Source organism: Alkalithermobacter thermoalcaliphilus JW-YL-7 = DSM 7308 (assembly GCA_001584565.1).
GTDB classification, from domain to species: Bacteria; Bacillota; Clostridia; order Peptostreptococcales; family Peptostreptococcaceae; genus Alkalithermobacter; species Alkalithermobacter thermoalcaliphilus.
In genome coordinates this window covers 1170398-1184357 of record LSFY01000001.1, presented here as the reverse complement: position 1 = coordinate 1184357, position 13960 = coordinate 1170398, and the positions used below count along the sequence as shown (strand labels likewise).

11 protein-coding genes and 1 pseudogene are annotated in these 13960 nt (G+C 29.1%); 10 read left to right on the top strand and 2 right to left on the bottom strand.

Features of this window, described 5'->3' with window-relative positions; genetic code table 11:
- Positions 1–6: 6 nt before the first annotated feature.
- Genes kamA through JWYL7_RS06235 form a run of 7 tightly spaced genes read left to right on the top strand, consistent with a single transcriptional unit; the run spans position 7 to position 7727 of the window.
- Positions 7–1260, top strand: a complete 1254-nt coding sequence (kamA, locus tag JWYL7_RS06265; protein WP_066070524.1) for a lysine 2,3-aminomutase — start codon at positions 7–9, stop codon at positions 1258–1260.
- Positions 1253–2278: a lysine 5,6-aminomutase reactivase subunit KamB gene (gene kamB, locus JWYL7_RS06260; protein ID WP_066070521.1), complete on the top strand. Its 1026-nt coding sequence runs from the start codon at positions 1253–1255 to the stop codon at positions 2276–2278. The genes kamA and kamB overlap by 8 nt, the downstream gene beginning before the upstream one ends.
- The gene (gene kamC / locus JWYL7_RS06255) at positions 2271–3746 is read left to right on the top strand and encodes a lysine 5,6-aminomutase reactivase ATPase KamC (protein WP_331721835.1); all 1476 of its coding nucleotides are present in this window, start codon (positions 2271–2273) and stop codon (positions 3744–3746) included. The genes kamB and kamC overlap by 8 nt, the downstream gene beginning before the upstream one ends.
- A gap of 1 nt (position 3747) precedes the next feature.
- Complete coding sequence (gene kamD / locus JWYL7_RS06250; protein ID WP_066070518.1) at positions 3748–5304, top strand: lysine 5,6-aminomutase subunit alpha; 1557 nt, start codon at positions 3748–3750, stop codon at positions 5302–5304.
- A complete protein-coding gene (gene kamE / locus JWYL7_RS06245) occupies positions 5304–6092 on the top strand; it encodes a lysine 5,6-aminomutase subunit beta (protein ID WP_066070515.1) in 789 nt (262 codons plus the stop codon). The genes kamD and kamE overlap by 1 nt, the downstream gene beginning before the upstream one ends.
- A gap of 12 nt (positions 6093–6104) precedes the next feature.
- Positions 6105–6869 carry an enoyl-CoA hydratase-related protein gene (locus JWYL7_RS06240; RefSeq protein ID WP_066070514.1) on the top strand — a complete coding sequence of 255 codons (765 nt, stop codon included), beginning with the start codon at positions 6105–6107 and terminating at the stop codon, positions 6867–6869.
- A 15-nt stretch (positions 6870–6884) separates the two neighbouring features.
- Positions 6885–7727 carry a 3-hydroxybutyryl-CoA dehydrogenase gene (locus tag JWYL7_RS06235; protein WP_066070512.1) on the top strand — a complete coding sequence of 281 codons (843 nt, stop codon included), beginning with the start codon at positions 6885–6887 and terminating at the stop codon, positions 7725–7727.
- Between the two features lie 23 nt (positions 7728–7750).
- Here the strand turns inward: JWYL7_RS06235 and JWYL7_RS10300 are convergent.
- A pseudogene (locus JWYL7_RS10300) lies at positions 7751–9129 on the bottom strand (IS1182 family transposase).
- 366 nt (positions 9130–9495) lie between these two features.
- Positions 9496–10677 (bottom strand): FprA family A-type flavoprotein, encoded by a 1182-nt coding sequence (locus tag JWYL7_RS06225; protein WP_072280193.1) that lies wholly within the window; start codon positions 10675–10677, stop codon positions 9496–9498.
- A gap of 164 nt (positions 10678–10841) precedes the next feature.
- On the opposite strand from JWYL7_RS06225, the gene JWYL7_RS06220 reads away from it, so the two are divergent.
- The 3 genes from JWYL7_RS06220 (at position 10842) to JWYL7_RS06210 (ending at position 13920) form a co-directional block, all read left to right on the top strand.
- On the top strand, positions 10842–11129 hold the full coding sequence (locus tag JWYL7_RS06220) for a hypothetical protein (protein WP_066070507.1): 288 nt from the start codon (positions 10842–10844) through the stop codon (positions 11127–11129).
- A complete protein-coding gene (locus JWYL7_RS06215) occupies positions 11107–12957 on the top strand; it encodes a TIGR03960 family B12-binding radical SAM protein (protein ID WP_066070502.1) in 1851 nt (616 codons plus the stop codon). The genes JWYL7_RS06220 and JWYL7_RS06215 overlap by 23 nt, the downstream gene beginning before the upstream one ends.
- A 165-nt stretch (positions 12958–13122) precedes the next feature.
- Complete coding sequence (locus JWYL7_RS06210) at positions 13123–13920, top strand: RNA-guided endonuclease InsQ/TnpB family protein (RefSeq protein WP_066070499.1); 798 nt, start codon at positions 13123–13125, stop codon at positions 13918–13920.
- Positions 13921–13960 lie beyond the last annotated feature (40 nt).

The window sequence follows — 13960 nt, the reverse complement described above, 5'->3', positions numbered from 1 at the left end:
ATTGTAATGAGTAGAAGATTTAAGTTATTTAAAAATGTTTCTGATAGTGAGTGGAACGATTGGAAATGGCAGTTAAAAAATAGAATAGAAACTCTTGAAGATTTGAAAAAGTATATACCTTTAACTAAGGAAGAAGAAGAAGGAACAAAAGAATGTCTTAAAACATTAAGAATGGCTATAACACCTTATTACTTGTCGTTAATAGATCCTAATGATAAGTATGATCCTATAAGAAAACAAGCAATACCTACAAGTTTAGAGCTTATACAGTCTGAAGCAGATCTTTTAGATCCACTTCATGAAGATGAAGATTCTCCAACTCCAGGACTTACACATAGATACCCAGATAGAGCTTTACTTTTAGTTACAGATCAATGTTCTATGTATTGTAGACATTGTACAAGAAGAAGATTTGCAGGACATAATGATGACGTAGTGCCTACAGATCAAATAGATAAAGCTATTGAATATATAAAAGATACCCCTCAAATCAGAGATGTATTACTATCAGGAGGAGATGCACTTTTAATATCAGATGAGAAATTAGAATATATAATAAAAAAATTAAGACAAATTCCTCATGTTGAGATAATTAGAATAGGAACTAGAACACCTGTAGTTATGCCACAAAGGATAACAAAAGAACTTGTCGATATGCTAAAAAAATATCATCCTATTTGGATAAATGTTCACTTTAATCACCCAAATGAAATAACAGAAGAATCAAAAAGAGCATGTGAAATGTTAGCAGATGCAGGAATTCCTTTAGGAAATCAGTCTGTATTATTAAGAGGAGTAAATGATTGTGTTCATGTAATGAAAAAACTTGTAAATGAACTAGTAAAAATAAGAGTAAGACCTTATTATATATATCAATGTGATCTTTCTATGGGACTTGAACATTTTAGAACACCTGTATCGAAAGGAATAGAAATAATAGAAGGGTTAAGAGGTCATACTTCAGGATTTTGCGTTCCAACGTTTGTAGTAGATGCCCCAGGAGGCGGGGGAAAAACTCCTGTTATGCCTAATTATATAATTTCTCAAAGTCACGATAAAGTTATATTAAGAAACTTTGAAGGAGTAATTACAACGTATAAAGAGCCGACAAACTACAAAGTAGGATGCACATGCAGTGTATGTCGAAATGAAAAACAAGTAAATTTAGTAGGTGTAGCTTCTCTTTTAAATAATCAAAAGATGGCATTAGAACCAGAAGGGCTAGAAAGAAAATCAAGAGGAAAAAAGAAAGATGAATAATCTTATAGATACTATAAGAAATTATGAAAGCATATCAATTATAGGAATGGATAAGAACGTAGGTAAAACAACTACACTAAATTATATAATAAGTAAGACTAGGGGTAAATTAACCCTTGGTCTTACATCAATAGGAAGAGATGGAGAAGAAGATGATATAGTAACAAATACACCAAAACCGAGAATATATGTAGAAAAAGGAAGTATAGTAGCTACTGCAAAGAACTGTTTTTTAGATAGTGATGTAACAAAAGAAATATTAAAGACAACACAAATAAATACTCCTATGGGAAATGTAATAATATTTAGATGTCTAAGTGATGGATATGTTCAGCTAGCAGGACCTTCTCAAAACTATTTTGTAGAGAAAATATATAATGAGCTAAAGCAACTAGGAAGTGAATTGATAATAGTAGATGGAGCGCTATCAAGAAAAAGCTTAGCATCACCAAAAGTAACTAAAGCAACTATTCTTTGTACAGGAGCTTCAGTTTCTAGAAATTTAGATAAAGTTGTAGAAAAAACTGCATATGTAGTAGATTTATTTTCAACAGTTAAAGAAGATAGCTTTGATGTAATAAATATAGCAGATGACATACTAAAAACATGTAAAGTAGGAATTATTTACAAGGATTTATCTGTAAAAAAATTGAATGTGTGTACAGCTCTTAGTGCATCAAAAGAAATAATTGAAAACTTAGATGAATCTTCAAGGTATCTAGTTATAAATGGCATATTATCCGATTCTATTTTAGATGAAATAATAAAAAATACTCAAACCTTAGCAAATTTAACAATATTAGTAGAAGATGCTACAAAAATATTTGTATCTAAGGAAATATTAAATAAATTTATTAAAAAAGGTGGGCACATAAAAGTTATAAATAAGATAAATATCATAGGAGTAAGTATAAACCCTACATCGCCTTATGGATATGAGTTTAACAAGGATAAATTTTTAAATAGCTTAAAAACTAGTATAAACCTGCCTGTTTTTGATGTAGTTGGGGGTGGATAGTATTAAATTTTTAGACGATAAGCAACGAGATAGTGTAGGTTTAAATTTTATAATAGAAAATCTTAGAGTATGTACTCCATATGGAAGTTATGAAAAAAAAAATATAAAACCATTCAAAAGAAAAGATAAAAAATTATTACTTCAAGAATTAGATAACATAGAAAAAATAGTAAATAGCTTAAGTGTTAATAAAGATATATATTCTCAGATAGAAATGATTTTATCAAAAATAAAAGATATAAGTGGGAGTATAAAAAGATGTGAAAATTTACAAACATTAGATGAAGTAGAGCTTTATGAGATAAAATATTTTTCTATACAAGTAAATAAATTTATAAGTCTTTATGAAAACTTAAATTTAAACATAGATAATATTAAGTTTTATAAATTAGACAATATAATAAAACTTTTAGATCCAGAAAACAAAAATATTCCAACATTTTACATATACGAATCTTACAGTGAGAATTTAAAAAAAATCAGATACGAAAAAAGGTTAATAGAAGAAAAAATATTTAAAGAAGAAGATAAAGAAAAATTAAAAATTTTGAAAGATCAAAGAATGAAAATAGTTATACAAGAAGAAGAAGAAGAACTAAGAATAAGAAAGTTTCTTACAAGTGAAATTAAAAAAGAAATTTTATATCTAAAAACAAATATATCATCATTAGGAAAAATAGATTTGTTGATAGGAAAAGCTAAACTTTCATTAGAATACAATGGCGTAAAACCAATAATTATAGACGATATAAAAGTAGAATTAAAGGAAGCGTTTAATCCTTATATAAAACAACTTATAAATAAAAAGAATAAAGAGTTTACTCCAATTAGCATATCATTGTCAAAAGGGACAACAGTTATAACAGGTGCAAATATGTCAGGTAAGAGTGTTTCGCTCAAAACTACAGTTTTGAATTTAATTCTTGCTAATATGGGATTTTTTATATTCTGTAAATACGGAAAAATTCCTATACTAGATTTTATATACTATATTTCAGATGATATGCAGTCTATACATAAAGGGCTTAGTACATTTGGAGCAGAGATAATAAAACTTAATCAAATAATACAAAACGCAAAAATAGAAACTGGATTTATAGCACTAGATGAATTTGCAAGGGGAACAAACCCAAAAGAGGGATGTATACTTGCAAAATCTATATGTGAATATTTCAATAAATGTGATTCTATAGTTCTTTTATCAACTCATTATGATAATGTTGCAAACAGTGCTTTAGAACATTATCAGGTAGTAGGGCTTAAAAATGTAGATTTTAACTTGCTCAAAAGAAAAATAGATTTAAATAAAAGCTTTTCTGTTCAAATAATACAAGATCATATGGATTATAGATTAGAGAAAGTTTCATCTAAAAATGAAGTTCCAAAAGATGCGCTTAATATATCTATACTTTTGGGCCTTGAAAAAGAAGTTATAAATTTAATAAACAAGCATTATGAGGGGGATTAAAATGCAGGGGAAATTGAATTTAGATTGGGATACAGTTAAAAAGGCTAGACAACTTGCAAGAAATATAGCTGAAGATACTCAAAAATTTATAGATATGCACAGTACTGTTGCAGTAGAAAGAACTATATGTAGACTTTTAGGCATAGATGGTGTAGATGAGTATTCAGTTCCACTACCTAATGTAGTTGTAGATAGTATAAAAAAAGCAAATGCTCCTTCTGTAGGAGTTGCAAATTTTATAGGAAATGCTATGTTAAAACTAGGTCTTACTCCTCAGGAAATAGCTATAAAAATTTCTAAAAATGAGATTGATATAACTCAAATACCTATGGGGGATTTATTTGAAATAAAACTTGCAGTATCTAAGGTAGCAAGAGAAACTATAGATAAAATAAAGAAAAATAAAAAGCAAAGAGAATATTATTTAGAAAAATTTTCAGATAAAAAGGGACCGTATCTGTACGTTATAGTTGCAACAGGAAATATATACGAAGATATAATTCAAGCTAAAGCAGCAGCAAGACAAGGTGCAGATATAATAGCAGTTATAAGAACAACAGGTCAAAGTCTTTTAGATTATGTACCTTATGGAGCTACAACTGAAGGTTTTGGAGGAACATATGCTACACAAGAAAACTTTAGATTAATGAGAAAGGCATTAGATGAAGTAGGAAATGAGCTTGGAAGATATATAAGACTTTGTAATTATTGTTCTGGCCTTTGTATGCCAGAAATAGCTGCTATGGGTGCATTGGAAAGATTAGATGTAATGCTTAATGATGCTTTGTATGGAATATTATTTAGAGATATAAATATGAAAAGAACTATGATAGATCAATACTTCTCAAGAGTTATAAATGGATTTGCTGGAGTTATAATCAATACAGGAGAAGACAACTATTTAACTACAGCTGATGCTATAGAAGAAGCTCATACAGTACTTGCATCTCAATTTATAAATGAACAATTTGCTATTATTGCAGGATTAAAAGAAGAGCAAATGGGATTAGGGCACGCATTTGAAATAGATCCAGATCAGAAAAATGGCTTTTTACTCGAACTTGCCCAAGCACAAATGGCTAGAGAGATATTCCCTAAAGCTCCTTTAAAATATATGCCTCCAACTAAATTTATGACAGGAAATATTTTTAAAGGACATATACAAGATGCATTGTTTAATATGGTAACTATAATGACAAATCAAAAAATACACCTTTTAGGAATGCTAACAGAAGCTATACATACTCCTTTTATGTCGGATAGAGCCTTATCTATAGAAAATGCAAAATATATATTTAATAACATGCAAGATTTAGGAGAAGAAATTATATTTAAAGAAGATGGAATAATTCAACAAAGAGCAAATGAGGTATTAAATAAAGCTTATGATTTACTTTTAGAAATAGAAAAAGAAGGTTTATTTAAGACGTTAGAAAAAGGAAAATTTGCTGGAGTAAAAAGGTCAATAGATGGGGGAAAAGGATTAGATGGAGTATTTGAAAAAGATACATCTTATTTTAATCCATTTATAGAGCTTATGTTAGGGGGAGAAAAGTAATGGGCAGCGGACTTTATTCAACAGATAACAAGAAGATAGATAAAACATTTGATCTAACAAAGGTAACTCCATATGGAGATACTATGAATGATGGAAAAGTTCAAATAAGTTTTACACTTCCTGTAGAAAGTGGAGAAAAGGCAGTAGAAGCTGCAAAAAGACTTGCTAAGAAAATGGGGATAATAGATCCTTGTGTAGCTTACTTTTGTGAATTAGATAAGGGATACACATTCTTTATTATATATGGTAGTTTAATTCATTCAATAGATTATACTCAAATACATGTACAAAGTGTAGATGTTAATACAATGAGTATGGAAGAAGTAAACAAATATATAAAAGAAAATATAAAAAGAAAGATAGTAGTAATAGGTGCAAGTACAGGAAGTGATGCACATACAGTTGGTATAGATGCAATAATGAATATGAAGGGGTATGCAGGACATTATGGACTTGAAAGATATGAAATGATACAGGCTTATAATTTAGGAAGTCAAGTTCCAAATGAAGAATTTGTAAAAAAAGCTGTAGAATTAAAAGCAGATGTACTTTTAGTATCTCAAACAGTTACGCAAAAAGATATACACATAAAAAACTTAACTAATTTGGTTGAACTTTTAGAGGCAGAAGGAATAAGAGAAAAGGTAATTTTAATATGTGGTGGACCAAGAATTACTCATGAATTAGCTAAGGAATTAGGATATGATGCAGGATTTGGACCAGGCAAATATGCCGATGATGTAGCTACTTTTGCAGTTACTGAAATGGTAAAAAGAAATCTTGTATAAGGGGGATAGAAATTGAATATCTTTTACGAAAAAATAAGTAATAATATAGGCCTTTTAAAGATTAACAGGCCTAAGCATTTAAATAGTTTGAATAAACAAACATTAAAGGAACTTGATAATTTAATAGATGATTTAAAAAAAGACGATGATCTATTAGTTTTAATAATAACAGGTGAAGGAGAAAAAGCTTTTGTAGCAGGAGCAGATATAAAGGAAATGAAAGATATGACAAGTATAGAAGCTCTAGAATTTTCAAAGTATGGCAATGAAGTTTTTTTTAAGTTAGAAACTTTAAATAAAGTAGTTATAGCAGCTATAAATGGATTTTGTCTAGGCGGAGGGTTAGAATTAGCGTTAGCTTGTGATATTAGGATATCTAGTAAAGTTTCAAAGTTTGGTCAACCAGAAGTAAATTTAGGAATTATACCTGGATTTGGTGCAACTCAAAGATTAACAAATATCATAGGCATATCTAAAGCTAAACAGATGATATTTACAGGAGATATTATAGATGCAAGTGAGGCATTAAATCTAGGTATAGTAAATAGTATATCTGATGATCCTTTAAGCGATGCTATAAAAATAGCTAATAAAATAACAAGTAAGGGTTTTAAGGCTATAATTCAAGCAAAAAAGGCTATAAATTTATCATATAGCAAAGCACTACTTTTAGACTATGAATCTGAATGTTTTGCAAACTGCTTTAGTACTAAGGATCAAAAGGAAGGAATGAGTGCATTTATACAAAAAAGAATTCCACAGTTTGAAAACAAATAAGGGGGAGAAAATTTTATGAAAGTAGCTGTTATCGGTAGTGGAACTATGGGGTGTGGTATAGCTCAGGTTTTTATAGAAAATGAATTTGAAGTTATTTTAAAAGATATAGATGATGAATGTCTAAAAAGAGGAAAACAAATAATAGAAAAAAATCTAGACAAAAAGATTAGAAAAGGAAAGATGACATATGAAGATAAAAATAAAGTAATGAACAACTTAACTTTAACGAAAGATTTACAAGATTTAAAAAATGTAGATCTTGTAATAGAAGCAGTATCAGAAAATATGGATATAAAAAAAGAGATATTTAGACAGCTAGACAATATAGTAAATGATAAAGCTATATTTGCAACTAATACATCTACTTTGAGTATAACAGAGATGGCATTTGAAACTACTAGGCCAGATAGATTTATTGGTATGCACTTTTTTAATCCAGCTCAAGTTATGAAACTTGTAGAAGTTATAAGCACAGTATCAACATCTAATGAAATAGAAGATAAAATATTAAAGCTATGTAGAGATATTCAAAAAACACCAGTAAAAGTAAACGAATCTCCAGGATTTATAGTAAATAGGTTACTTATACCTATGATAAATGAAGCTATAGGAGTTTTAAGCGATAATGTAGCAACTAAAGAGGAAATAGATACAGCTATGAAATTAGGAGCTGCACATCCTATGGGGCCACTTGAACTTTCAGACCTAATAGGAAATGATGTAGTTTTAAATATAATGGAAATTTTATATAAAGAGTTTGGAGATGACAAGTATAGACCACATCCATTACTTAGAAAAATGGTTAGGGCAAATCAACTAGGACGAAAGACAAAAAAGGGATTTTATGAATATGAATAAAAACTGGCTAAACTTAGCCAGTTTCAGTTTGTAGACAAAACAATCTGCCCGAAAGGGCAAATTTTTAATCTTGCATATGATTTATCCCTTAATTTGGAAAAAACATATTTTATGCTAAGAAAAATTAAAAAAATGAGCTGGTTTTTGGAGTTTTTCCACTTCCAATTTGCCAGCTTTTTTAAATTTAGACATGCGAAAGCAAGCAGGGTCTGCATTCGCACTTTATCTATTCCTCTAAGGGTTGTATAACACAGTCCATGCTTTTCTTTTAAATCAGCAAACACTCTTTCGATAGTCTGTGATCTGAGTGCATATATACTTTTATTGTAAGTAGTATGTCTTAAATGCTCTGCTTCTTCTAGGTATTCTTCCCAAACATGCCTACATACTACCTTTTTATTATTTTTACTACAAGTGCATTTATGTAAAAACTCACATTTATAACAGTCATAGTATTCGTCATAAACAAAATCATGCTTTTTAAAAAAGCCTTTTTTAGTCATAGGTCGTTTATACGGCATAACTGGAGTAACATTATCATCTAGCAAAATTTTACATATATATGGTGTTTTATATCCTGAATCTACTGCAACAGCAGATATTTCTGTAAATTTTGATTTCACATTTTCATATAGTTCTTTAAATACTACACTATCGTGTACATTAGCTGCACTAACTATACTCGATAATACGAATCCTTTTTTATCACATGCCGCATGAACAGAATAAGCTAAAACTCTTTCTTTCTCTCCTTTATGAAACATACCACAATCAGGATCTACTATACTTTTTGTAATTAACTTTGTTTCTTGGTTTTGTTTTTTTTTAAAGGTTTTTGACCATGGATAGCTCTTGATTTTTCGATCTCTTCATCAAGAAGCTGTCTATATATTTTTGCTTCTTTAACAACTTCTTCTTTATAAGTTTTTTTCTTATTAGCACTTGCCTTTATGTGAGTTGAATCTATAAAAACTTCTTTCGGATCTACAAATCCAGCTTCAACAGCTTCGCTGAGTATTTTAGCAAATATCTCTTCAAATACATTCGAATTTTTAAATCTTCTAGCATAATTTTTACTAAATGTTGAAAAATGAGGTATCTCATCTTTTATTCCATATCCTAAGAACCATCTGTAAGCGATGTTCATATTTACTTCTCTTATTGTCTTTCTCATAGATCCAATACCAAACAGATATTGAATAAAAACTAGTTTGATAAGTACAACAGGATCTATGCTAGGTCTTCCTTTATCTTCAGAATACATTTCACTAACAAGTTCATATATAAAGTCAAAATTCATGACTGCATCAATTTTTCTTAGTAGATGATCTTTAGGAACAAGCTCATCAATAGAGAAAAAAACAAGTTGATCTCTATTTGTCATATCTTGCTTTCGCAACATAAAAATCACTCCAATATAAATGTGTATTTTTAGAGAGCGGACTCTAAATGGAATGGATAGGCCTGATTTAATGAACCTTGAAAGATTTCTTATCGACATACATCCTGAAGGCTATAGAAACTTTGAATGTTTGAGCTTGCGAGTTTCAAAGTTTCTAGAATTCAGGATGTATGGAGATTATAGAAATCTCAAGGTGAAATTTAAAGGCCGCTCATTCCATTAGAGGACGCTTTAGCCTTAATTTATATTTTAGCATAAAAATAAAGAAAGCTTTTTGAAAAATTTTCAAAAAAGCTTTCCTGAGTTGAATTTGTCAACAGTCTGAAACTGGTTAAACTTAGCCAGTTTTTATAACACAGTTGTTAGTTATATGTGTTTTGCAAAGTTTTTCCCAAACTCAAAGCATTTATCTAAAGTCTCTTGAGAAGGTGAAAACTTTTTACTAATTGGTTCTAGAGGAATTTTAAATCCCATTTGTTTTAAAATAGTATTAGCCATTTGAATTCCTTCACCGCTCCAACCAAATGATCCAAATACTCCTGCAACTTTGCCCATATTTGCCATAGGATCTATTACAGATAAAACATCCCACATAGGTTTTACCATAGTTCTATTTATAGTAGGAGATCCTAAAATTAATCCTTTTGAGCTATTTATTATGTTGTGAATTTTAGCTATATCTTCGCTTTCAGCATCTATAAATTCAACATGAACATTTTCAGACTCTAATCCTTCTTTTATTTTTTGAGCCATTAAAACTGTATTGTGGTAAGCTGATAGATAAATTAATGCTACTTGTCTTTGGTTTCTGTTTTTCACTTCTTCGCTTGACCATTCTAAGTATTTTTTCACATTATACATAGGATCTTCAGAAAGTATTGGACCATGAGATGTAAGTATTATATCTATATCTAGATCTTTTACTTTATCTATTGCATTTAAAACATGTTGAGCAAAAGGTCTAACAATACAATCATAGTAAAACTTTAAAGCCTCAGGATATTCAGGATCATTTACACTTTGAGGATCTACTTTGCTATAGTGAGATCCAAAACCATCACAAGTAAATAAAACCTTATCACTTTCACTGTATACAAACATAGAATCAGACCAGTGAAGGAATGGCGCAGTTATAAATTTAAGATTTCTGCTTCCAATATTCAATATTTGACCATCTTTTATTATGTTGCATTTAAATTCTTTATTTACTTGCTCTTTTAGAAATATACTAGCAGCTTGAGTACAGAAAACTTCAATGTTTGGATTAATTTCGAGTATATATTTTAAACTTCCAGAATGGTCAGGTTCTGTGTGATTTATTATAACATAGTCTATATCTTTTATATCGGTTAGTGTACTTAATTTTTCTATAAATTCATCTTTGAAATTAGCCTTTACAGTATCAATTAAAACTTTTTTTTCATCATTAATAAAATAAGAATTATAAGTTGTCCCATGTTCAGTTTCCATTATAATATCAAAAACTTTAAGATCGGCATCTATAACCCCAGTCCAAAAAATATTGTTTTTTATTTCAAAAGCTTTCACTTTACTACCTCCCATATTTTAATTTGTATATTAAACATATACCCACAATTATTAGGATTAATCATATATAAAAATTTTATAAGTATATTTATTCATATATTTTTCGTCTTAAAACAGTATTTTTTTCATATAATAAACTAAAAATATTAAGGGGGGAGTACAAGTTGGTTAAAAGAAGATTTTATCCAAGAGGCAAAAGAAAAATTGGTATAAGAAAAAATATGTCTTCAAAAAACATATATATAAATAAATTTTTGATACAACTTACAATTTCGTGTATAATTGTTCTGATGGTGCTAGGAATAAAAGCTAACATATTTAATACCCAAAAGTATTTAAACAATATAGTTTATATTTTAGAATATAATGAGGATTTTACTAGTTACATAAGTACAATAAAGAAAAAAACAGCGGAGGTATTTAAACTTTATGACGAAGATCAACTTAAATAATATACTACCTAAGGTTGAAAAACCTGCTAGATATCTAGGAAATGAACTAAATTCCTATCACAAAACTGTAGATGAGAATATGATAAGATTTGGATTTGCATTCCCAGATATATATGAAGTTGGAATGAGCCATCTAGGGCTTCATATAATGTATAATTTATTAAATTCAAAAGAAGATATATACTGTGAAAGAGTATTTGCACCAGCTTTAGACATGGAAGAATATATGAGAAATGAAAATATTCCTTTATTTGGTTTAGAATCAAGACAGCCTATAAGTGAGTTTGATTTTATAGGATTTACTCTTCAATATGAGTTATCATATACAAATATTCTTAATATGTTAGATCTTGGAAATATTCCTATATATTCAAAAGATAGAAAATTAGATGATCCTTTCGTAATCGTAGGAGGTCCGTGCGCTTATAATAGTGAGCCAATAGCAGATTTTGTAGATATAGTAGTTTTAGGTGAGGGTGAAGAAGCAACATTAGAGATATTACAAATATATAGAGAATGGAAAAAGAAAAAAACTTCAAGACAAGATTTTTTATATCAGTTAGCTAAGAAAGTAAAAGGTGTTTATATACCTTCTTTTTATGATTTTGAATACAATGAAGATGGTACAATAAAACAGTTTAAACCTTTAAAAGAAGATATACCACATAAAATACAAAAAAGAATTATAAGCAACTTAGATGAAAGTTATTTCCCGGAAAAAATAATAGTTCCTTATATAGAGGTAGTTCATGCAAGAGTAATGCTTGAACTTTTCAGAGGATGTACAAGAGGATGTAGATTCTGTCAAGCAGGAATGATCTATAGGCCTATTAGGGAAAGAAGTTTTGAAAAATTAAAGGATATAGCTCAAAAACTTGTTAAAAACACTGGATATGAAGAAATATCATTATCATCTTTAAGTACAAGCGACTATTCGCAGTTACAAGAATTAGCAGATTATTTAATAAATAGGTATGCAGAAGATGAAAAAATAGGTATATCTTTACCGTCTTTAAGATTAGACAATTTTTCATTAGAGCTTGCTAATAAAGTTCAAAAGGTTAGAAAATCTGGTCTTACGTTTGCACCTGAAGCAGGTACTCAAAGGCTTAGAGATGTTATAAATAAGGGTGTTACAGAAGATGATCTAAAAAATGCAGCTTACAAAGCTTTCGAAATGGGATGGAATAGTCTAAAGCTTTACTTTATGATAGGACTTCCAACAGAGACTTATGAAGATTTAGATGGAATAGCAAACCTTGCTTATAGTGTTATAGATATATATAGAAATGTTCACAATGGAAAACTTAAAAAACAGTTTGGTATAACAGTAAGCACATCTTCGTTTGTACCAAAGCCGTTTACTCCATTCCAATGGCATGGACAAGATGATATAGAAACACTAAGGCAAAAACAAATATATCTTACTAAAAAACTAAAAAATAGAAACATAACATATAATTACCATGACTCAAAGACTAGTTTCCTAGAAGCTGTAATTGCTAGAGGAGATAGAAGAATATCTAAAGTTATATACGATGCGTTTAAAAAGGGTTGTAAATTTGATGGATGGAGCGATAAATTTAAGTTTGATACATGGGTTGAATGTTTCAATGAAAATAACGTAGATATGAGTTTTTATGCAAATAGAAATAGAAGCTATGATGAAATACTTCCTTGGGATCACATAGATGTTGGAGTGAGTAAGAAATTTTTAATAAGAGAAAATGAAAAAGCAATAAAAGGAGAATTAACTTCTGACTGTAGATTATCTTGCAAAGCTTGTGGAGTGAATGTAGATATAGCAAGGGGGCGTGCAAACAGTTAAAAAATATTTATAAATTCATACAAAAACCTTATAATTTTTACAACATCATGTTATGGTTATTATGAGGTGATGGAAATGAAATATTATAGTATAGGTGAATTTGCTAAGTTGATAGGAAAAACAGAGCAAACAAATCTAAGAAAATGATTAAGGTGCTATTAGAAGATGATAAAAACTTACAAAGTTAAGCTTTTACCTAATAATAAACAACGAACAAAGCTATTTGAATGTGCTTCAGTTGCAAGATGGGCATATAACTTTGCGTTAGCAACACAGCAAGAAAGCTATAAAACCTGTATTGCATATAAAAACTTCTTTGAAGGTAGGGCAAGCTTTCCTAGGTTTAAGTCAAAAAAGAAAAGTAAGCCAAGTTTTTATCAAGATACAATAAGTACAGGACAAAAGTATAAAAACATAAATAAAACAAGTAAAGTTAAAAAACTTGAGAAAAGACAAAAAAAACTACAAAAAAAGCTATCTAAAAAATATGAATTAAACAAAATTCAAATGAACGGAGGTGAATACCGTTACAGAAAAACTAACAATATAAAAAAGTTAGAATTCCTTGTTTTAAAAATGAGAAGAAGGCTTAAAAACATAAGGCATAATTATATTCATCAGATAACTGCATCTTTGGTGAAAGCCAAGCCAGAGTATGTAGTTATGGAAAACTTAAATACTTGCGGGATGCTAAAAAATAGAAAATTATCTAAAGCAATACAAGAGCAGCTATTTTACGAATTTAAAAGACAAATGGAATATAAATGTGCCTTAAATGATATTAAATTTATACTTGCAGATACATTCTATCCTTCATCTAAAACTTGTAGCATATGTGGTGCTTTAAAAAACAAACTTTCTTTATCAGAAAGAAAATTTATATGCGATGAATGTGGCTATGAAATAGATAGAGACTTAAATGCAAGTATAAACCTAAAAAATTATGGTAAATCAATAGCATAGCACCTAAAGCTATTATTGATATGTACCGATTCGTTAGTCG

What these genes read in the sequence shown, in the direction of transcription:
- JWYL7_RS06210 (WP_066070499.1), top strand. Translation starts at nt 13,123, where the DNA reads ATGATAAAAACTTACAAAGTTAAGCTTTTACCTAATAATAAACAACGA.
- kamA (WP_066070524.1), top strand. Translation starts at nt 7, where the DNA reads ATGAGTAGAAGATTTAAGTTATTTAAAAATGTTTCTGATAGTGAGTGG.
- JWYL7_RS06235 (WP_066070512.1), top strand. Translation starts at nt 6,885, where the DNA reads ATGAAAGTAGCTGTTATCGGTAGTGGAACTATGGGGTGTGGTATAGCT.
- JWYL7_RS06215 (WP_066070502.1), top strand. Translation starts at nt 11,107, where the DNA reads ATGACGAAGATCAACTTAAATAATATACTACCTAAGGTTGAAAAACCT.
- kamD (WP_066070518.1), top strand. Translation starts at nt 3,748, where the DNA reads ATGCAGGGGAAATTGAATTTAGATTGGGATACAGTTAAAAAGGCTAGA.
- kamE (WP_066070515.1), top strand. Translation starts at nt 5,304, where the DNA reads ATGGGCAGCGGACTTTATTCAACAGATAACAAGAAGATAGATAAAACA.
- kamB (WP_066070521.1), top strand. Translation starts at nt 1,253, where the DNA reads ATGAATAATCTTATAGATACTATAAGAAATTATGAAAGCATATCAATT.